Genomic DNA, 18,408 nt, shown 5'->3' with positions numbered 1-18,408 from the left:
CGTCAGATCCCTGTCGGGCGCCTCAGGTCCAGCGTGAGCGGGAATTCGGCGCTGCGTTCCTCCGGCGGAATCGCCAGAGCGCCGGGACTATGACCGATCGCCTCGAAACGTGCGAGCCGTCTTGCCTCCGCCTCGTAGGAATTGACCGGAGGTGTCTCGTAATTGCGCCCCCCGGGATGGGCGACATGGTAGACGCAACCGCCGAGCGAGCGGCCGGACCAGAGATCGACGATGTCGAAGGTCAATGGCGCATGCACCGGGATCTTCGGATGCAGGCCAGATGCCGGCTGCCAGGCCTTGAAGCGCACCGCTGCGACGGCCTCGCCCGAGACGCCGGTTTCCGTCAGCGGCAGGCGCCGGCCGTTGCAGGTGACGAGATGACGGCCCGGCACCAGTCCGGTCGCCTTGACCTGCAGACGCTCGATCGACGAGTCGACATAGCGCACCGTGCCGCCGATCGCGCCTTCCTCGCCCATGACATGCCAGGGTTCGAGCGCCTGCCGGATCTCGATCTCGACGCCGCCATGCGCGACCTTGCCGAAGAAGGGGAAGCGGAACTCGGCCTGCGCCTCGAACCAGACGGGATCGAAGGCGTAGCCGGCGCGCTTGAGGTCTGCGAGCACGTCCTTGAAATCCTGCCAGACCATCTCGGGCAGCATGAAACGGTCATGCAAGGTCGTGCCCCACCGAACCAGCTTGCCGTCGAGCGGCTCCCGCCAGAACCAGGCGATGAGCGCGCGCAGCAGCAGTTGCTGGGCGAGCGACATCCGTGCATCCGGCGGCATCTCGAAACCGCGGAACTCGACGAGGCCTAGCCGGCCGGTCGGTCCGTCCGGGGAATAGAGCTTGTCGATGCAGATCTCGGTGCGGTGCGTGTTGCCGGAGACGTCGACCAGCAGGTTGCGCAACAACCGGTCGACCAGCCAGAGCGGGATCGGCTTTTCGCCGGGCCTGGGCACCTGCGCCAGCGCGATCTCCAGTTCGTAGAGCTGATCTTGCCTTGCCTCGTCGATGCGCGGCGCCTGGCTTGTCGGGCCGATGAACAGCCCCGAGAACAGGTAGGACAGCGACGGGTGCCGGTTCCAGTAGAGGATGATGCTCTTGAGCAGGTCCGGCCGGCGCAGGAAGGGCGAGTCGGCCGGCGTCACGCCGCCGAGCACGACATGGTTGCCGCCGCCGGTGCCGGTATGGCGGCCGTCGACCATGAATTTCTCGGCGCAGAGCCGCGCCAGCCGCGCCTCCTCGTAGACGCCCTGCGTGATCGCCGCCGCCTCGCGCCAGTCCTTTGCCGGGTGGATATTGACTTCGATCACGCCGGGATCGGGCGTGACCTTGATGACGTCGAGGCGGGGGTCGAAGGGCGGCGCATAGCCCTCGATATGCACGGGCTGGCCAAGCTCTTCCGCCACCGCCTCGACCGAGGCGACAAGGTCGAGATAATCCTCCAGCCGCTCGACCGGGGGCAGGAAGACGCAGAGCACATTGTCGCGGATTTCGAGGCTGAGCGCGGTGCGGACATGCTCGCCGCCGATCTCCTGCTCGCGCCGGTCCTGGACCGGACCCGCCGCCGCAGTTGCGCCGATGCTCATCTGTGCCGGACCGGGCCGTTCCTCCGTGGCGGCCGGTTCTGCAGGCCGTGCCTCGGGATGATCGGTCCAGCTCGCCCCGGCCGGCCCTGCCGCCGGCAGCGGCGGACGCGGTTCCATCGGGTCCTGCGGGTGGATATGCGGGTATTCGGCCTTGGGCACGACCGGCAGCGAGCCTAAGGGCAAACGGTAGCCGACCGGCGAGTCGCCGGGCACCAGGAAGAGCTTGCCGCGGCGCAGCTGCCATTTCTCCGAGCGCCAGCGGCGGTCGTTCGCGCCCGCCTGCCAGCGCTGCACCGGGATGACGTAGCCGCGCGGATTGCCGAGCCCGAGTTCGAAGACCCGCGCCATCCGCGAGCGCTCCTCCGGGTCGGAGAGCCGCGAATCGAGCGGGTCGACATTGTCGGGCAGCTGCGCCTCCTTGAGCAGCCAGACACCGGTGTCCTCATAGGCCGGCATCACATGGTCGGCGCCGAGCCCGAGCTTCTCGGAAAGCCCCTGCGCCAGCGCCTCGGCGTCGCGGATCGTGGACGCGATGTCGAGTTCGCGGTCGCCGCCCGTCTGCGCGCCGGGCTCGCGGGCGATGAGATCGGCATTGCGCCAGATCGGCTGGCCGTCCCGGCGCCAGTAGAGCGCGAAGGCCCAGCGCGGCAGGGTCTCGCCCGGATACCATTTGCCCTGGCCGTAATGCAGCATCCCGCCGGGCGCGAAGCGCTGGCGCAGCCGGCGGATCAGCACGTCCGCGCGCTGGCGCTTGGTCGGCCCGACGGCGGCGATGTTCCATTCCTCGCCGGTCTGGTCGTCGATCGAGACGAAAGTCGGTTCGCCGCCCATGGTGAGACGGACATCCTGCGCCTGCAGATCGGCCTCGACCTTATCACCGAGCGCGTCGAGCTCGCCCCAGGACGCATCGGAGAAGGGCAGCGTGATGCGCGGCACCTCGTGCACCCGCGTCACGCTCATCTGGAAGTCGAAGCTCGTCTCGGCATAGCTCGCAACGCCCGAGACCGGCGCGGCCGAGCGATAATGCGCCGTCGCCGCCAGCGGCAGATGGCCCTCGCCGGTGAGCAGCCCCGAGGTCGGATCGAGCCCAACCCAGCCGGCGCCGGGGATATAGACCTCGGCCCAGGCATGCAGGTCGGTGAAGTCCTTGTCGGTCCCGCGTGGGCCTTCGAGCGGATCGATATCCGCCTTCATCTGGATGAGGTAGCCGGAGACGAAGCGCGCCGCGAGGCCGAGATGCCGGAGCGCCTGGACCAGCAGCCAGCTCGTGTCGCGGCAGGAGCCCGACCCGATCGAGAGCGTATGCTCCGGTTCCTGCACGCCGGGCTCCATGCGGATGCCATAGGCGATGCGCCGCTGCAGGCGGGCATTGAGGTCGACGATGAAGTTGACCGTGTTCATCGGTTCGCGCGGCAGCTCGGCGAAGAAGGCGCAGAGCAGCGGCCCGGCCGGCTCCGTGACCAGGTAAGGCGCAAGCTCCTCGGTCTGCTCGGGCGTGTAGGCAAAGGGGAAGGTCTCTGCCTGCGCTTCGACGAAGAAATCGAATGGATTGATGATCGACAGTTCGGTGACGACATCGACCTCGATCCGGAATTCCATCACGGGTTCCGGAAAGACAAATCGGGCCAGCCAGTTGCCGGCCGGGTCCTGCTGCCAGTTCACGAAATGCTGCGCCGGCGTCACCTTCAGCGAATAGCTCTCGATCCCGGCCCGGCAATGCGGCGCCGGTCGCAGGCGCACGATCTGCGGCCCGAGCGTGACCGGCCGGTCGTAGCGGTAGTGCGTGACATGGTTCAGCGCGGCGATGATGGCCAAGGTTCGCCCCCCAATCGCAGGCGGAAGCCGCCGGCGACGTCAGGTTAGCGGGGCGGTCGGTGCGCGCAAGGAGTCGCCAAGGCCGGAAAGCTCCCTGAGCGCCGGGTTGCTGCTCAAGAGATGTGCAAAATGCCTCGCCGAGCCCTTTCCATCGCCGTTCGTCGACTGGACAGCCGCTAGGGACTGGTTGCACATAGCGCCCAACGGGCGGCTAGCGCCCGCGCAACACGAACAATGGGGAAATCGATGCGTCACGTAGCCAAGTTGATGGCGGTTTCGGCCTTTGCGGCCCTGATGTCGACCACCGCCGCCTTCGCGCAGACGCCGAAGGACACGATCGTGATGGCCAAGCAGATCGACGACATCATCACGCTCGATCCGGCCGAGGCCTTCGAGTTCTCGGGCGTCGAGGTCGGCGCGAATGTCTACGACAAGCTCATCAATATCGATATCGCCAAGAATAACGAGCTGATCCCGGATCTTGCCGAGAGCTGGACCGTCAGCCCCGACAATCTGACCTACACCTTCAAGCTGCGCAAAGGCGTGAAGTTCCACTCCGGCAACCCGATGACCGCCGCCGACGTGGTCTATTCCTTCCAGCGCGCGGTGACGCTGAACAAGTCGCCGGGCTTCATCCTGCGCCAGTTCGGCTTCGTCGCCGAGAACGTGCTCGACAAGGTGAAGGCCGTCGACGAGAACACCGTCCAGATCACGGTCTCGAAGCCTTTCGCCCCGACCTTCTTCTATAACTGCCTGACCTCCGGCGTCGCTGCCATCGTCGACTCCAAGCTGGTCAAGGCCAACGAGAAGGATGGCGACTGGGGCAATGGCTGGCTGAAGCTGAATTCGGCCGGCTCCGGCGCCTACAAGGTCCGCAGCTATCGCCCGAACGAGCAGTACACGCTCGACGCAAACGAGAGCTGGTGGAAGGGCGCCCCGAAGAGCAAGCGCATTGTCGTGCGCCATGTCGCGGAGCCGGCCTCGCAGCGCCTCCTCGTCGAGAAGGGCGACGTCGATATCGCCCGCAACCTCTCCAAGGACCAGCTCGCGGCGGTCAAGACCAACGACGCGATCAAGATCGTCCAGGGCGACAAGGGCTATATCCTCTATCTCGGCCTGAACCAGAAGAACCCGAACCTCGCCAAGCCCGAGGTCCGCGAGGCGCTGAAGCTCTTGGTCGACTACGCCTCGATCGAGAAGAACATCCTCGAGGGTACCTATAAGGGCCACGAATCCTTCCTGCCGCAGGGCTTCCTCGGCGCGATCTCGGACAAGCCCTATTCGCTCAACGTCGCCAAGGCGAAGGAACTGCTGGCCAAGGCCGGGCTCCCCAACGGCTTCACCGTGACGATGGACACCCGTTCCGTCGCGCCGATCACCGACATCGCCCAGGCGATCCAGGCGACCTGGGCCCAGGCCGGCGTCAAGCTGGAGATCATCCCCGGCGACGGCAAGCAGACGCTGACCAAGTACCGCGCCCGCACCCACGACATCTATATCGGCCAGTGGGGGCCGGACTATCTCGACCCGCACACCAATGCCGAGACCTTCGCCATCAACGAGGACAATGGCGAGGAGGCGAAGTCGAAGACGCTGGCCTGGCGCAACGCCTGGGACATCCCGCAGATGACCAAGACCACCCAGGCCGCCGTGCTGGAATCCGATGCGGCCAAGCGCAAGACCGCCTATGAGGGCCTGCAGCGCGAGCACCAGAAGGTTTCGCCCTTCGTCATCATGTTCCAGCAGATCGAGGTCTCGGCCGAGCGCAAGAACGTGAACGGCTGGGTCATCGGACCGAGCTCGGACACCAACCGCTACGCCCCCATCACCAAGAACTGAGCCCCCGGCTCAGGAGCCCGCCGCGATCCTGAAAAGGTCGCGGCGGGTTTCCTTTCATGCCTCATCCCCGGATATGCCTCGGATGTCCGCGCAGCCTGGATTGCTCGCGGCCGGTTCCGGCATACCGACGAAAAACACGAGAAACGGAGGCGGGTCATGACAGCCGTGACGCAAGCGCCCACAGCCAAGGCCGCCGCGCCGGGAAGGCTTCGCCGCTGGGGCCGCGCGCTTTCGCGCGAGCTGACGACCGTGGTCATCACCATGTTCGGCCTGCTGCTGGTCACCTTCTTCATCGCCCGCGTCATTCCGATCGATCCCGTACTCGCCGTCGTCGGCGACAACGCCCGGCCCGAGACCTATGAAGCGGCGCGCATCGAGCTCGGCCTCGACAAGCCGCTCTGGCAGCAATTCGCCATCTATATCGGCAAGGTCTTCACCGGGAATCTCGGCACCTCCGTGCTGACCTCGAACCCGGTCGTCGAGGACATCAAGCGCGTCTTCCCGGCGACGCTGGAGCTCGCGACGCTCGGCACGCTGATCGGCGTGCTCATCGGCGTCCCGCTCGGCATCCTCGCCGCCGTCAACCAGGGCCGCTGGCAGGACCAGGTCGCCCGCGTCGTGGGCCTCGTCGGCTATTCCGTCCCGGTCTTCTGGATCGGCCTGATGGCGTTGCTGCTGTTCTACGCCAAGCTCGGCTGGGTCGCTGGTCCCGGTCGTATCTCGGTCGTCTGGCAGGACATCGTCACCACCCGCACCGGCGTCATCATGATCGACGCCGCGCTTGAGGGCGAATGGGAGGCGTTCTGGGACGCCTTCTCGCATCTGATCCTGCCGGCCTTGGTGCTCGGCCTGCTTTCGGTCGCCTATATCAGCCGCATGACGCGCAGCTTCATGATCACCGAGCTGCAGCAGCAATATGTCATCGCCGCCCGCGTGAAGGGCGTTTCCGAGACGGCCGTGATCTGGCGCCATGCGCTGCGCAACGCCGCCGTGCCGCTCTTCACCGTGATCGCGCTCTCCTACATGCATCTGCTGGAGGGCTCGGTGCTGACCGAGACGATCTTCGCCTGGCCGGGCCTCGGCCGCTATCTGACCAATGCGCTGCTCAACGCCGACATGAACGCGGTTCTCGGCGGCACGCTGGTGGTCGGCGTCGTCTTCATCGCGGTCAATCTCCTGACCGACATCATCGGCCGCCTGGCCGATCCGCGCGTGCGCTGAGGAGGCGGACATGAGCGATACCTCCTCCACTGGCCTGCATGCCTGGCTGATCAGCGACTCGCCTGAGTCGCGCCGTCAGGCCCGCCTCGGCCAGCTCTACCGGCAATGGCTCGCCTTCAGGCGCAACCCGATGGCGGTGGCCGGCCTCGTCATCATCGTCCTGCTGCTGCTGATCGCTGCCTTCGCACCCCTGATCGCGCCCTTCGACCCGATCGCGCAGACGCTCGACAAGCGCCTCCTGCCGCCCTCGGCGACCAACTGGTTCGGCACCGACGCGCTCGGTCGCGACATCTTCAGCCGCATCGTCTACGGCACGCGCATCACGCTGGTCATCGTGCTGCTGGTCGTCGTCACCGTCGGCCCCTTCGGCCTGCTGATCGGCGCGATCTCCGGCTACTACGGCGGCTGGGTCGACCGGCTGCTGATGCGCATCACCGACGTCTTCCTGGCCTTCCCGCGCCTCGTGCTGGCGCTGGCCTTCGTCGCGGCGCTCGGCCCCGGCATCGTCAACGCCATCATCGCCATCGCGATCACGACCTGGCCGCCCTATGCCCGCGTCGCCCGCGCCGAGACCATGGTGATCCGCAACCAGGACTATATCGCCGCGATGCGCCTGCAGGGTGCCTCGCAGGGGCGCATCATCTGGAAGCATGTCGTGCCGATGTGCATGTCCTCGCTGATCGTGCGCACCACCTTCGACATGGCCGGCATCATCCTGACGGCCGCCGGCCTCGGCTTCCTCGGCCTCGGCGCGCAGCCGCCGATGCCCGAATGGGGCGCGATGATCTCGGCCGGCCGCGAGCAGATCTTCGACCAGTGGTGGGTCGCGACCTTCCCCGGCGTCGCCATCTGCATCGTCGCGCTCGGCTTCAACCTGCTCGGCGACGGGCTCCGCGACGTCATGGATGCGAGGTAAGCTGATGACGAGCGAGCAGCCTCTTCTCGAAGTCGACAATCTCAAGGTCGATTTCCACACACCGACCGGCATCGTCCGGGCCGTGCGCGGCCTCTCCTTCACGCTCGGCCGCGAGCGGCTCGGCATCGTCGGCGAGTCCGGCTCGGGCAAGTCGATGACCGGCCGCGCCATCCTAGATCTGATCCCGCACCCGGGCGTCGTCAGCGCCGACCGCATGCGCTTCCGCGGCCAGGACCTGACCGCCATGGACAAGGGGGCGCGGCGCAAGCTCCGTGGCCGCCATATCTCCATGGTGATGCAGGACCCGAAATTCTCGCTGAACCCGGTCGAGACCGTCGGCAGCCAGATCGCCGAGGCCTATCGCATCCATCGCAAGGCCGGCTCCCGCGAGGCGCGCGAGCGCAGCCTCGCCATGCTGGAGCAGGTGCAGATCCGCGAGCCCGCGCGCGTCTACGATCTCTACCCGCACGAGGTCTCGGGCGGCATGGGCCAGCGCGTCATGATCGCGATGATGCTGATCGCGGAGCCGGAAGTCCTGATCGCCGACGAGCCGACCTCGGCGCTCGATGTCACCGTCCAGCTCCAGATTCTCAAGATACTCGACGATCTCGTCACCGAGCGCGGCATGGGGCTGATCTTCATCAGCCACGACCTGCATCTGGTGCAGTCCTTCTGCGACCGCGTCATCGTCATGTATGGCGGCAAGGTCATGGAGACGCTGCCGGCGGCGGAGCTCGCCGACACGGCCGCGCGCAGCCGCCGCCATCCCTATACGCTCGGCCTGCTCGAATGCCTGCCGGACCTCGACCATCCCCGGGCGAAGCTCGCCACCCTCAACCGTGACCCGGCGTGGCTGGCATGACGAACGCAGCGATCTCCGTCGACAAGCTCAACGTCTCCTTCGGCGACTCCCATGTCGTGAAGGACCTCTCCTTCGACGTCCGCAAGGGCGAGAGCTACGGCCTCGTCGGCGAGTCCGGCTCGGGCAAGTCGACGGTCCTGCGGGTGCTTTCCGGTCTCAACCGCGAATGGAGCGGCAATGTCGCGATCGAGGGCGTTGTGCAGCCCAAGGTTCGCGACAAGGCCTTCTACCGCAACGTCCAGATGGTCTTCCAGGACCCCTATGGCTCGCTGCATCCCAAGAAGACGGTCGACGATACGCTGGCCGAACCGCTCGCGATCCATGGCCTCGACAATGCCGAGGCCCGGATCGGCAAGGCGCTCTCCGATGTCGGCCTGCCGGCCTCGTTCCGCTTCCGCTACCCGCACCAGCTTTCGGGCGGCCAGCGCCAGCGTGTCGCGATCGCGCGAGCGCTCGTGCTCGAACCCTCGATCCTGCTGCTGGACGAGCCGACCTCGGCGCTCGACGTCTCGATCCAGGCGGAGGTGCTGAATCTGCTCGCGGCGCTACGGCAGGAACGCAAGCTGACCTACATCCTCGTGAGCCACGATCTCTCGGTCGTTGGCCACATGTGCGAGCGCCTGCTGGTCATGCAGTTCGGCCGTGCCGTCGAGGAAATGACGGTCGAGACCCTGGCGGCGCGCCAGCCGCAGACGGCCTATGCCCAGCAATTGCTGACCGCGAGCGCAGGCTTCCGGCGCGCGGGCTGAACGACGAGGGGATCGGCCCTGCGCCGTCCCCTCTTTGCAGCGCGGCAAATCCGTCTCACTCTGGTCGCAGCCTTGCGCTAGCTGCTTCGTGTCCGGTTCGGATTGCGACCGGCCTGCAAGGCCTTGCGCCGGTCCAGCGAACCGGCACCGCCTGACGGAGTTACAGGACTTATGGACGCAACCGTGGACAACGCGCTTCGGCCCGAGAGCATTCCCGAGCGGACACCGGTCCCGCCCTTCGATCTCGTGATCTTCGGGGCGGGCGGCGATCTCGCCCTGCGCAAGCTCTTCCCGGCGCTGGCCCAGCGCAACCGCGAGGGCGTCCTGCCCGAAGAGAGCCGCATCCTCGCCGTCGTCCGCAAGGAGGAGGATGTCGAGGGCCTGCCGAAGCAGATCGCCAGGCGCCTCGATGAAGAGGGCATCCCGAAGGATCAGGTCGAGCCCTTCCTGCGCCGCCTGACCATGGTGATGCTCGATGCGCTGAAACCGGAAACCTATAAGGCTTTGAAGAAGGCGTTGGGCGACAGCGAGCGCGTCCGCTCCTTCTATCTCTCGACCCCGCCCGATCTGTTCATCCCGATCTGCGAGAACTTAGCCAAGGCCGACATCCTGACGCCGACCTCGCGCGTCATCCTAGAGAAGCCGCTCGGCCGCGATCTCGCCTCGGCGCGGGCGATCAACGATGCCGTCGCACGCATCCTGCCGGAAAGCCGGACCTACCGGATCGACCATTATCTCGGCAAGGAGACGGTGCAGAATCTGCTCGTCCTGCGCTTCGCCAACACGCTGTTCGAGCGTTCCTGGTCGAGCCGCGACATCGACCATGTCCAGATCACCGTGGCTGAGACGGTCGGCCTGGAGCAGCGCGCCGGCTATTACGACAAGTCCGGGCATATGCGCGACATGGTCCAGAACCATCTCATGCAGTTGCTCACCCTCTTCGCCATCGAGCCGCCGAATATGCTGGAGGCCGGCGCCGTCCGCGACGAGAAGATCAAGGTCTTGAAGGCGCTGCGTCCGATCGTCGGACCGGACGTCCAGCGCTTCACCGTGCGGGGCCAGTACGGCGCCGGCCAGATCGACGGCCAGCGCGTCAAGGGCTATGCCGATGAACTCGGCCACGCCTCCAATACCGAGACCTTCGTCGCGATCCGTTGCGAGGTCGACAACTGGCGCTGGGCCGGCGTGCCGATCTATCTGCGGACGGGCAAGCGCATGGCGCAGCGCTACTCCGAGATCGCCGTCACCTTCAAGCCGGTACCGCATTCGATCTTCGGCAATGGCGGCGGCGACCGGCTCGACGCCAACCGCCTGTTCATCCGCCTGCAGCCGAACGACGGCGTGCAGCTCCAGCTCATGATGAAGGTGCCCGGTTCTGGCCGGCTCAAGATCGTGCCGCGCCAGCTCGACCTGCGCTATTCCACGGCCTTCGACGAGCGCACGCCGGACGCCTATGAGCGCCTGCTGACCGATGTGATCCGCGGCGACCAGACGTTGTTCATGCATCGCGACGAGGTCGAGCAGGCCTGGTCCTGGGTCGATCCGATCATCGCCGGCTGGCAGGACTACTACCCGCATCCGCATCGCTACGCCGCCGGCTCCTGGGGCCCGTCGCAGGCGATCGGCCTGATCGAGCGCGACGGCCGCTCCTGGGCCGATCCGGATCTGGTCTGATGGCCGGCCCGCTCGCCTGGCACCGCTTCGCCACTCTGGCCGACGCCTCGGAGGCGCTGGCGGAGGCGGTTGCGATCCGGCTTAAGGATTTGCTGACCGGGCAGGGCAGGGCGCTGCTCGCGGTGCCCGGCGGCACGACCCCGGCCGGCTTCCTCGCCGCGCTCGGCCAGCATGACCTGCCCTGGGAGCAGGTCACACTGCTGCCGACCGACGAACGCTTCGTCGCCGCCGATGATGCCGCTTCGAACGAGCGCATGATCCGGGCGCAATTCGCGCCGCTCGCGGCAGAGCGAGCCTCGTTCCTGTCCTTCCACGAGCACGGCAGCGACATCGAGGCCGCTGCTGCCGTGCTGTGCGCCAAACTTGCCGAACTGCCCCAGATCGACCTGCTCGTCAGCGGCATGGGCGCCGACGGGCATATCGCCTCGCTCTTTCCCGGCGCAGAGGCTGCCTTCAATGCCATGCCGGATAGTGGCATCGTCGTCGCTCGCCCGCCGGGATTGCCGCCGCGGCTCTCGCTCTCGCCCGCCCGCCTGCTTGGCGCCGGCTGGGCGAGCCTGCTCGTCTCCGGCACTGCCAAGGAAGCTGTACTCAAGGCCGCTCCGGAGCGCGGGCAGCAGCCATTGCCTGTTGACCTTCTGCTCGGCAGCGCGCGAGGGCTCGACGTCTACTGGGCGAAGGAGTAGAGCCCGGTTGCCAGTTCAAATCGATTGAAAGACGAGACCATGGACGAGACTGCCGCGATTGCCCGGTTGAAGAATTGCGGCGTGATCCCCGTCGTGGTGATCGAGGACGCCTCGCGCGCCGTCGATCTCGCCCATGCGCTGGTCGCCGGCGGCATCGATGTCGTCGAGGTCACGCTGCGCCGCCCGGCCGCGATGGAAGCCCTCGCGGCCATCGCGAAATCGGTTCCGAAGGCGCTGGCGGTTGCTGGCACGGTCGTCACCCCGGCCCAGGCTCAGCAGGTCAAGGATGCCGGCGCGCAGGCCGTGGTCAGCCCGGGCTTCAGCGAGAGTGTCGACGAAGCCTTGCGCAAGGCGGGTCTGCCCTGGCTGCCGGGTGTGGCGACGGCTTCGGATTGCATGCGCGCGGTTGCCGCTGGCCGCACCACCGCGAAATTCTTCCCGGCCGAGCAAGCCGGTGGCCCGCCGGCCCTGAAGGCGCTCTCCGGCCCGTTCCCGCAGATGACCTTCTGTCCGACCGGTGGTGTTGGGCTCAAGAACCTCAGCGACTATCTTGCCCTGCCGCAGGTGATCTGCGTCGGCGGTTCCTGGCTGGTTCCGGCCGATGCGATCGCCGCGGGTGACTGGAAGCGGATCGAAACGCTGGCGCGCGAGGCGAAGGAAGCGTTCCTGAAGGCGCGGGGGTAAGAGCAGCGCAACGCGCGATAAGATCGCGGGGAAAGAAGGCTGTCATCCCGTGCGCGCTGCAGCGTGAAACGCTGCGGCGCAGACACGGGATCGTTCTCAGGAAAAGGCGCCTTCTTGCCGCGCGGTCCCGCATCTGCGCAGCAGCACTTCGTGCCGCAGCGCGTGCGGGATGACACTCTACGACAGCTTCTCCCGCACCATCTCGGCGATTGCTAGCGAGCTCGTCAGTCCGGGGCTCTCGATGCCCAGCAAGTTGACCACCTCGGCGACTCCATGCACCTCCGGCCCGTCGATGCGGAAATCCGGCATCGGCTCGGTCGGCCCGTGCAGCTTCGGCCGGATGCCCGCGTAATCCGCGACCAGCGCCCCGTCCGGCAGAGCCGGCCAATAGGTCCGGATGGCCGCGTAGAATTTCTCCGCCCGCGCCGGATCGACCACCAAATCCTGATCGCTCTCGACCCATTCGACATCCGGCCCGAACTTGACCCGCCCGCCCATGTCGATGGTGGCGTGGATGCCGAGCCCTGCTGCTTCTGGCACCGGATAGACCAGATGGCTGAACGGCTGCTTGCCGGTCAGTGCGAAATAATTGCCCTTGGCATAGTGCTGCACCGGCACGTGTTCAGACGGAAAGCCGTCGAGCAGGCCGAGCAGCTTCGGTGCGCCATGGCCGGCTGAATTCACGACGGTCCGCACCGTGTAGGTCGCAGGCTCCGCACCGCCGAAATCGACGCTGAAGCCTTCAGCCTCGCGCCGCCAGCCGGTGATCGGCGTGTTCAGCGCGAGCGATCCGCCGGCCGCCTCGCACTCGCCGAGCAGCGACAGCATCAGCGCATGACTGTCGACCACGCCGGTCTCGGGCGAGAGGAGCGCGATCTCGCAGCGCACCTCAGGCTCCATCGCCTTTGCCTCGGCGCCTGAGAGCCAGCGCAGCGTGTCGACGCCCGAGGCTTTCGCGCGGGCCATGATCGTCTCCAGCGCCGGCTTCTGGGCCTCGGCGGTGGCGACGATCAGCTTGCCGCAGGCCTTATGCGGCAAGCCGCGTTCTTGCAGGTAGCGATAGAGTTTGCTGCGGCCCGCGACGCAGACGCGGGCCTTCAGCGAGCCGGGCGGATAATAGATCCCGGCATGGATGACCTCGGAATTGCGTGCCGAGGTCTGGGTGCCGATGCCCTCAGTAGCCTCAGCGATGACGACCTCGCGTCCGGCCAGCGCCAGTTCGCGAGCAACTGCGAGGCCGACGACGCCGGCCCCGATCACCAGACAATCGATGTCGCTCATCGCCCGGCCGTCAGCCGCGCTGCGGCATGGCGATCTCGATCAGGCTCGCCCAGTAGTTCACGCCGACCGGGATCGCCGCATCGTTAAACTCGTAGGCCGGGTTGTGCAGGCCCGCCGAGTCACCGTTGCCGATATTGATGAAGGCGCCGGGGCGCTCCTCCAGCATGTAGGAGAAATCCTCCGAGCCCATGGTCGGCGGCACTTCGGTGTTGATCGCGTCCGAGCCGAAGGCCTCCTTCGTCACGCTGGTGGCGAAATCGGTCTGGCCGGCATGGTTGAAGGTCACGGGATAGCCGAGATGGTACTCCAGTTCGTACTTCATGCCGAAAGCCTTCATCACGCCTTCGACGATCTCGGTGATGCGCTTTTGCGCCAGCGCGCGCATCTCCGGCGTCAGCGTGCGGACCGAACCCTTGATCTCGGCGGTTTGGGGGATGACGTTGAACGCCTCGCCGGCATTCAGCGCCGTCACCGAGACCACGATGGAATCGAGCGGATCGGCATTGCGCGAGGACACCGTCTGCAGCGCGGTGACGAGCGCGCAGGAGGCGACGATCGGGTCGTTGACGCGGTGCGGCGCCGCCGCGTGCCCGCCAAGGCCCTCGATCTTGATGTGGATGCGGTCGGCTGCGGCCATCGCAGGACCCTTGCGGATCTCGAACTTGCCGACGGGCACGCCCGGCTTGTTGTGCATGCCGTAGACTTCCTGGATGCCGAAGCGGGTGATCAGCCCGTCGTCGATCATCGCCTTGGCGCCGGCGCCGCCTTCCTCGGCCGGCTGGAAGATCAGCACGGCGGTGCCGTCGAAATCGCGGGTCTCGGTCAGGTACTTGGCGGCGCCGAGCAGCATCGCGGTGTGGCCGTCATGGCCGCAGGCATGCATCTTGCCGGGCACGGTCGAGCGGTGCGGGAGATTGGTCTCTTCATGGATCGGCAGCGCGTCCATGTCGGCGCGCATGGCGATGACCCGGCCGGAATTCTGGCCCTTGCCCTTGATGATGCCGACCACGCCGGTCTGGCCGACGCCAGTGGCGACCTCATCGACGCCCCACTCCTTGAGCTTGTCGGCGACGAGGCCAGCGGTCCGGTGGACGTCGTACATCAGTTCGGGGTGGCGGTGGATGTCGCGGCGGATCGCGGTGATTTCCGGGGTCAGCGCCGCGATGATGTCGGTCTTGGGCATCGTATCCTCTGAGATCGTATGGGGCGACCGCGCAGAAAGCGGGTGCCGTCGCGCAGGCTAGCCCAGCCGCGCCCCGCCTGTCCAAGCCGGTGGCGCGCAGGGGATGGGCCTTCGCGGAATGGCGGGCGCTCACGGAGGGCCGATCCAGCGGGGCATCCCGTGCGCGCAGCGGTATGGAATGCCGCTGCGCGCTGCATCGCGTGCGGGACGACAGCGCTTCGCCGTCGGCTCCTCTGGTGCCATTTCACGGGCGCCAATCAGAGGTCATCGTCACATGACCAAGAGCCAGGAGCGATCCGGATGACAGGCGTGAAATAATCTGGAAAGGTCTCAGCCATGATTTGGCCTTGCTTCACGATTAGCGGAGGCGGCATCCGCTCGGGCCATCGAGATTATCTGGCCTGATCCTTTCCAATCCCCCCTTACATGTTTGGTAGATGATGCGTCGCTTGTCGTTGCTTGCGTTACTGTGCGGCTTCTTGCCTGCTGCCGCTCTGGCTGATGTTACGCCCGAGAAAATCTCCTTTCAGCCGCAGGTCAAAGGCCTCGGCTGCCTCAAGCCCGAGACGAAGGCGATGATCGCCGATCTCGTCGCAAAGATCGGCCCGATCCAGATCACCTCGACCTGCGGCGGCCGTCATGCCCGCCACTCCCAGCACTACAGCGGCCGGGCGATCGATTTCCGGCCGATGGCGACGTCGTCGCGCAAGGCAGCCGCTGCGGCGCGCGCGATCGAGAACGTCGGCGGTGTCGGCACCTACTCGAACGGCCTGGTCCATGCCGATGTCGGCGCGCGCGAGATTTCCTGGCACGGCCACAAGCGCAGCCGCTACGCTTCCGCCGGCAAGCGCCGCCACTACACGCGGGTGGCGCGCAACAGCCGCTGATCGGGGTGTCTTAAATCCCGAAGCCCGAGCGCCAGCTCTCGATATCCGCGAGGGCGACGTTCGAGCCGCAGAGCACGAGACAGATGCGCTCGCCCGGCCGGAAGCTGTCCTTCCGCTCCAGCGCCGCGGCGATCACGCAGGCGGCCGCCGGCTCCAGCAGGACGCGTTCGTTGTCCAGGGCCCAGACCAGCTCGCGGACTGCGGCGGCATCTGGCACGACGATGATGTCCTCCAGCAATTGCCGGGCGGCTGCCATCGTGCGCCTGGTCGCGAAAGGCGCGCCGAGCGTGCGGGCGATCGAGGTCGGGCGGATCGAGACCGGTTCGCCGGCTGCGAGCGCCTGCGTCATCGTCGTGGCGCCTTCGGTCTCGACGCCGTGCAGGCGTACGGCCGGATCGAGGCCTTTCAGGGCAGCGCCGACGCCGGCAGAAAAACCCCCGCCGCCGACCGAGACGAAGACATGGTCGAGCCGCCCGCCGGCATCGGCAGCCAGTTCGAGGCCGAGCGTGCCATGGCCGGCGATGATCGCCGGGTCGTCATAGGAGTGGACATGGGTCATGCCCTGCGCGGCGTAAGTCTCGGCCTTGGCGAAGGCGGCGATGGAATCCTCGCAGAGCTCGACCTGCCCGCCGGCTTCCTCCGTCAGGCGGATGTTGAGCGCCGGCGTTGCTTTCGGCATCAGCACGAGCGCCCGCGTGCCGACCGCGCGCGCGACGAGGGAGACGGCGATCGCATGATTGCCGCCGGACACGGTGACGACGCCGCGCCGGAGCTCCGCCTCGCTCAGGCCTGACAGCTTGTTGAAGCAGCCCCGCACTTTGAAGGAGCCGCCGAGCTGCAGGCTTTCCAGCTTGATCCAGGTCTCGACTCCCAGGCGCTCCGACAATCCGACGCTGTGATAGGTCGGCGTGCGCCGGACCTTGCCGGCGATGCGCGCGGCGGCGGCTTGGACGTCGGCGAGGGTGACGTCGAACGGGGTGACGTCGAAGGTCATGGCGCTCTTGTCCTCTGCCGCAGCGATTCCGATCAGGCGGCACGAGAGCGCGGCAGATGCCGGCCCGTCAAGCGCCGGTCGTCCGGGCCGCTACGGGCGCGGCGGTTGGGAGGCTTTGGGGCGCGTATGGTTGGGGGCACGTGTCGGCAGCGGCACGGCGGGGCGGTCGGTCCGATACTGCCCCCGCGCGATGGCGCCGAAAAGGAGCATGACGGCCGTCAGGGTCATCAGCCACCAGGGCAGCAGCGGCGCGAAGCCGAAGACGCTGAGTGCGAAGGCGGTGGTGAAGGCGGCGACGCCGCCGGCGGCGAGCGCTCCGGTCATGCGCCCGGCGGCACGGATCGCGAAATAGAGGCAGGCCGCCGCCGCAGCAGCACCGACCAGGCCGAGCTCATACCAGGTCTCGAACAGCAGCGTCGCCGGAGCGGGCTGGGGCAGGGTACCGCTCATCTGGCCGCGCAGGACGGTATCGAGGCCGTGCCCGGTGATCACTTCGATCGGCGATTGCCGGATCACATCGGCCCAGATCGACAGCATCTGCGCGAAGTCGTCGGCGCTGTCCGGCAGGATCGAGACGAGCGGCGCCAGCAGGAAGGGCAGAATCGGCGCGAGCAGCATCAAGCCGGCGACGATCGTGGCGATGATCTGCGTCGCGCGCTCGCGGCTGGCGGTGACCGCGCCGAAGGCGACCGCACCGAAGATCATCGCCAGCGTCTCGCCGTCCTCGAACCGCGTCAGCGCCAGCAGCGCCACGACGAGAGCGAGCCCGAGTGCGCTCAAGCCTCGTTCGCGCGAGAGCAGCCAGGCCAGCGCCGGCCAGGCCATGATCAGGATGATCGAGACGCCACGCTCGACGGCGCCCGGCGGCGTCTCGGCATGGCGCAGCGCCGCGACCGCGATCAGGCCGAGCGCGAAGATGCCGGCGCTGCCGGTGCCGAGTGCGACGAGATTGAGGTTCGACGAGCGCATCCGCTCAGGCAGGGCGGAGAGGCCGACGAAGCCGAGAATGGCTGCGAGCATGAGATTGCCGGCCTTCTCGGCGGCCGCGCCCGGGAACGGACTCCAGACCAGCGACAGGAAGGCCCAGGCGATCAGGCCGATCAGGATCACGCCGGGGCGGCTCAGCAGCAAGGCCCGAAGGGTCGCCACGAATTTGCGGGGATCCTCGATCAGGCTCGCGATGATCAGCAGCGCGACACCGATCGGCACCAGCACGACGGCGGCCCGGCGCGACACCAGCGCGGCCAGCGGCAGGACGAGGGCCAGCGTGCCGAAGCCGATGCGCCGCAGCAGCAGCGCGGCGTCGGTAGCCGGGTCGAGCGGGGCTTGAGCGTTCTTTCGGATCATGCGTTCCGGCGGTCGTCACGGGGCCTCAGCCTGCCACCCTAGCGGGCGCAGGCGCGCCCGACTGTAGGTGCGGCGCAACACTGTCGCGGCATCTCTCCGACGGGATTGCAGAGGCGCGGCGGTGCCGCCACTGGCGGAGCGGTAGCGTTCATGAGAGAAACCGGCATGACCATGCTGGCAGCCATCCCCTTTGCGAGCGGCTTCGCGATCGATGCCTTCATGCACGGCCTCGTCGACAGGCTGAAACGGCAGGGCCTGCGCCTCGGCGGCGTGGTCCAGCACAATGATGCGACATGCGACGACCGCTGCATGGCGATGTCGCTGGAGGACGTCGCGAGCGGCCGGCGCTTCCCGATCAGCCAGGATCTCGGCGCCGGCGCTTCGGGCTGCCATCTCGACGCGGCCGGGCTTGCTGCCGCCGCTGCCGCCTTTTCCGATGCGCTGGCCGGGCGCGCCGATCTCGTGATCGTCAACCGCTTCGGCAAGCAGGAGGCCCTGGGCGAGGGACTGCGCCAGGAGATCGCCGGCGCGCTGCTCGCCGGCCTGCCGCTGCTGATTGCCGTGCGCCGCGATTTCCTGCCGGCCTGGCGCGACTTCGCTGGTGACGACTGGCAGGAATTGCCCGTTGACGAAGAGGTCGTGGAGCGCTGGGTGCAGGCCGCCACGGCCGTCGCGGCCTGA

At 67.3% G+C, this 18,408-nt stretch carries 15 protein-coding genes; 10 read left to right on the top strand and 5 right to left on the bottom strand.

Features of this window, described 5'->3' with window-relative positions; genetic code table 11:
• Positions 1-2 precede the first annotated feature (2 nt).
• On the bottom strand, positions 3-3,404 hold the full coding sequence (locus AC1RLU_RS11490; RefSeq protein WP_492795633.1) for a transglutaminase family protein: 3,402 nt from the start codon (positions 3,402-3,404) through the stop codon (positions 3-5).
• A 234-nt stretch (positions 3,405-3,638) separates the two neighbouring features.
• On the opposite strand from AC1RLU_RS11490, the gene AC1RLU_RS11485 reads away from it, so the two are divergent.
• The 8 genes from AC1RLU_RS11485 to eda all read left to right on the top strand — a co-directional run bounded on the left by AC1RLU_RS11485 (position 3,639) and on the right by eda (position 12,035).
• Positions 3,639-5,243, top strand: coding sequence for an ABC transporter substrate-binding protein (locus AC1RLU_RS11485; protein WP_492795631.1), 1,605 nt, complete (start codon positions 3,639-3,641; stop codon positions 5,241-5,243).
• 156 nt (positions 5,244-5,399) lie between these two features.
• Positions 5,400-6,464 carry an ABC transporter permease gene (locus AC1RLU_RS11480; RefSeq protein WP_091855959.1) on the top strand — a complete coding sequence of 355 codons (1,065 nt, stop codon included), beginning with the start codon at positions 5,400-5,402 and terminating at the stop codon, positions 6,462-6,464.
• A 10-nt stretch (positions 6,465-6,474) separates the two neighbouring features.
• Positions 6,475-7,380 carry a nickel transporter permease gene (nikC, locus tag AC1RLU_RS11475; RefSeq protein ID WP_492795629.1) on the top strand — a complete coding sequence of 302 codons (906 nt, stop codon included), beginning with the start codon at positions 6,475-6,477 and terminating at the stop codon, positions 7,378-7,380.
• A gap of 4 nt (positions 7,381-7,384) precedes the next feature.
• Positions 7,385-8,242: an ABC transporter ATP-binding protein gene (locus AC1RLU_RS11470; protein WP_492795628.1), complete on the top strand. Its 858-nt coding sequence runs from the start codon at positions 7,385-7,387 to the stop codon at positions 8,240-8,242.
• Entirely contained in the window at positions 8,239-8,991 is a 753-nt protein-coding gene (locus AC1RLU_RS11465) for an ABC transporter ATP-binding protein (protein WP_492795627.1), read from the top strand. Before AC1RLU_RS11470 ends, AC1RLU_RS11465 begins: the two co-directional genes overlap by 4 nt.
• A gap of 171 nt (positions 8,992-9,162) precedes the next feature.
• The gene (gene zwf, locus AC1RLU_RS11460) at positions 9,163-10,665 is read left to right on the top strand and encodes a glucose-6-phosphate dehydrogenase (protein ID WP_091855955.1); all 1,503 of its coding nucleotides are present in this window, start codon (positions 9,163-9,165) and stop codon (positions 10,663-10,665) included.
• Positions 10,665-11,351, top strand: a complete 687-nt coding sequence (pgl, locus tag AC1RLU_RS11455; RefSeq protein ID WP_492795625.1) for a 6-phosphogluconolactonase — start codon at positions 10,665-10,667, stop codon at positions 11,349-11,351. Before zwf ends, pgl begins: the two co-directional genes overlap by 1 nt.
• 39 nt (positions 11,352-11,390) lie before the next feature.
• Entirely contained in the window at positions 11,391-12,035 is a 645-nt protein-coding gene (gene eda, locus AC1RLU_RS11450; RefSeq protein ID WP_492795624.1) for a bifunctional 4-hydroxy-2-oxoglutarate aldolase/2-dehydro-3-deoxy-phosphogluconate aldolase, read from the top strand.
• A 177-nt stretch (positions 12,036-12,212) separates the two neighbouring features.
• On the opposite strand, the gene AC1RLU_RS11445 is transcribed toward eda, so the two are convergent.
• A complete protein-coding gene (locus tag AC1RLU_RS11445; protein WP_492795622.1) occupies positions 12,213-13,316 on the bottom strand; it encodes an NAD(P)/FAD-dependent oxidoreductase in 1,104 nt (367 codons plus the stop codon).
• Between the two features lie 10 nt (positions 13,317-13,326).
• Positions 13,327-14,499 carry a M20 aminoacylase family protein gene (locus AC1RLU_RS11440; RefSeq protein WP_061965010.1) on the bottom strand — a complete coding sequence of 391 codons (1,173 nt, stop codon included), beginning with the start codon at positions 14,497-14,499 and terminating at the stop codon, positions 13,327-13,329.
• 479 nt (positions 14,500-14,978) lie between these two features.
• Here AC1RLU_RS11440 and AC1RLU_RS11435 point away from each other — a divergent pair, with 479 nt between their 5' ends.
• Positions 14,979-15,386 (top strand): DUF882 domain-containing protein, encoded by a 408-nt coding sequence (locus tag AC1RLU_RS11435; protein ID WP_162260064.1) that lies wholly within the window; start codon positions 14,979-14,981, stop codon positions 15,384-15,386.
• Between the two features lie 10 nt (positions 15,387-15,396).
• Here AC1RLU_RS11435 and AC1RLU_RS11430 read toward each other — a convergent pair whose 3' ends face one another.
• Both AC1RLU_RS11430 and AC1RLU_RS11425 read right to left on the bottom strand, forming a co-directional pair.
• The gene (locus tag AC1RLU_RS11430) at positions 15,397-16,380 is read right to left on the bottom strand and encodes a threonine ammonia-lyase (protein WP_492795621.1); all 984 of its coding nucleotides are present in this window, start codon (positions 16,378-16,380) and stop codon (positions 15,397-15,399) included.
• Positions 16,381-16,470: 90 nt separating this feature from the next.
• A complete protein-coding gene (locus AC1RLU_RS11425) occupies positions 16,471-17,727 on the bottom strand; it encodes a peptide ABC transporter permease (protein ID WP_142114884.1) in 1,257 nt (418 codons plus the stop codon).
• A gap of 165 nt (positions 17,728-17,892) precedes the next feature.
• Between AC1RLU_RS11425 and AC1RLU_RS11420 the strand changes: the two genes are divergently transcribed.
• Complete coding sequence (locus AC1RLU_RS11420) at positions 17,893-18,408, top strand: DUF2478 domain-containing protein (protein WP_185745216.1); 516 nt, start codon at positions 17,893-17,895, stop codon at positions 18,406-18,408.

The organism is Allobosea sp. GW822-FHT05A11 (genome assembly GCF_058800455.1).
Note: the sequence above shows the minus strand (reverse complement) of the source record. Positions and strands in the feature narration are given on the sequence as shown.

What these genes read in the sequence shown, in the direction of transcription:
- AC1RLU_RS11480 (WP_091855959.1), top strand. Translation starts at nt 5,400, where the DNA reads ATGACAGCCGTGACGCAAGCGCCCACAGCCAAGGCCGCCGCGCCGGGA.
- AC1RLU_RS11445 (WP_492795622.1), bottom strand. Translation starts at nt 13,316, where the DNA reads ATGAGCGACATCGATTGTCTGGTGATCGGGGCCGGCGTCGTCGGCCTC.
- AC1RLU_RS11440 (WP_061965010.1), bottom strand. Translation starts at nt 14,499, where the DNA reads ATGCCCAAGACCGACATCATCGCGGCGCTGACCCCGGAAATCACCGCG.
- AC1RLU_RS11470 (WP_492795628.1), top strand. Translation starts at nt 7,385, where the DNA reads ATGACGAGCGAGCAGCCTCTTCTCGAAGTCGACAATCTCAAGGTCGAT.
- AC1RLU_RS11465 (WP_492795627.1), top strand. Translation starts at nt 8,239, where the DNA reads ATGACGAACGCAGCGATCTCCGTCGACAAGCTCAACGTCTCCTTCGGC.
- AC1RLU_RS11485 (WP_492795631.1), top strand. Translation starts at nt 3,639, where the DNA reads ATGGGGAAATCGATGCGTCACGTAGCCAAGTTGATGGCGGTTTCGGCC.
- nikC (WP_492795629.1), top strand. Translation starts at nt 6,475, where the DNA reads ATGAGCGATACCTCCTCCACTGGCCTGCATGCCTGGCTGATCAGCGAC.
- AC1RLU_RS11425 (WP_142114884.1), bottom strand. Translation starts at nt 17,727, where the DNA reads ATGATCCGAAAGAACGCTCAAGCCCCGCTCGACCCGGCTACCGACGCC.
- AC1RLU_RS11430 (WP_492795621.1), bottom strand. Translation starts at nt 16,380, where the DNA reads ATGACCTTCGACGTCACCCCGTTCGACGTCACCCTCGCCGACGTCCAA.
- AC1RLU_RS11420 (WP_185745216.1), top strand. Translation starts at nt 17,893, where the DNA reads ATGACCATGCTGGCAGCCATCCCCTTTGCGAGCGGCTTCGCGATCGAT.
- eda (WP_492795624.1), top strand. Translation starts at nt 11,391, where the DNA reads ATGGACGAGACTGCCGCGATTGCCCGGTTGAAGAATTGCGGCGTGATC.
- pgl (WP_492795625.1), top strand. Translation starts at nt 10,665, where the DNA reads ATGGCCGGCCCGCTCGCCTGGCACCGCTTCGCCACTCTGGCCGACGCC.
- zwf (WP_091855955.1), top strand. Translation starts at nt 9,163, where the DNA reads ATGGACGCAACCGTGGACAACGCGCTTCGGCCCGAGAGCATTCCCGAG.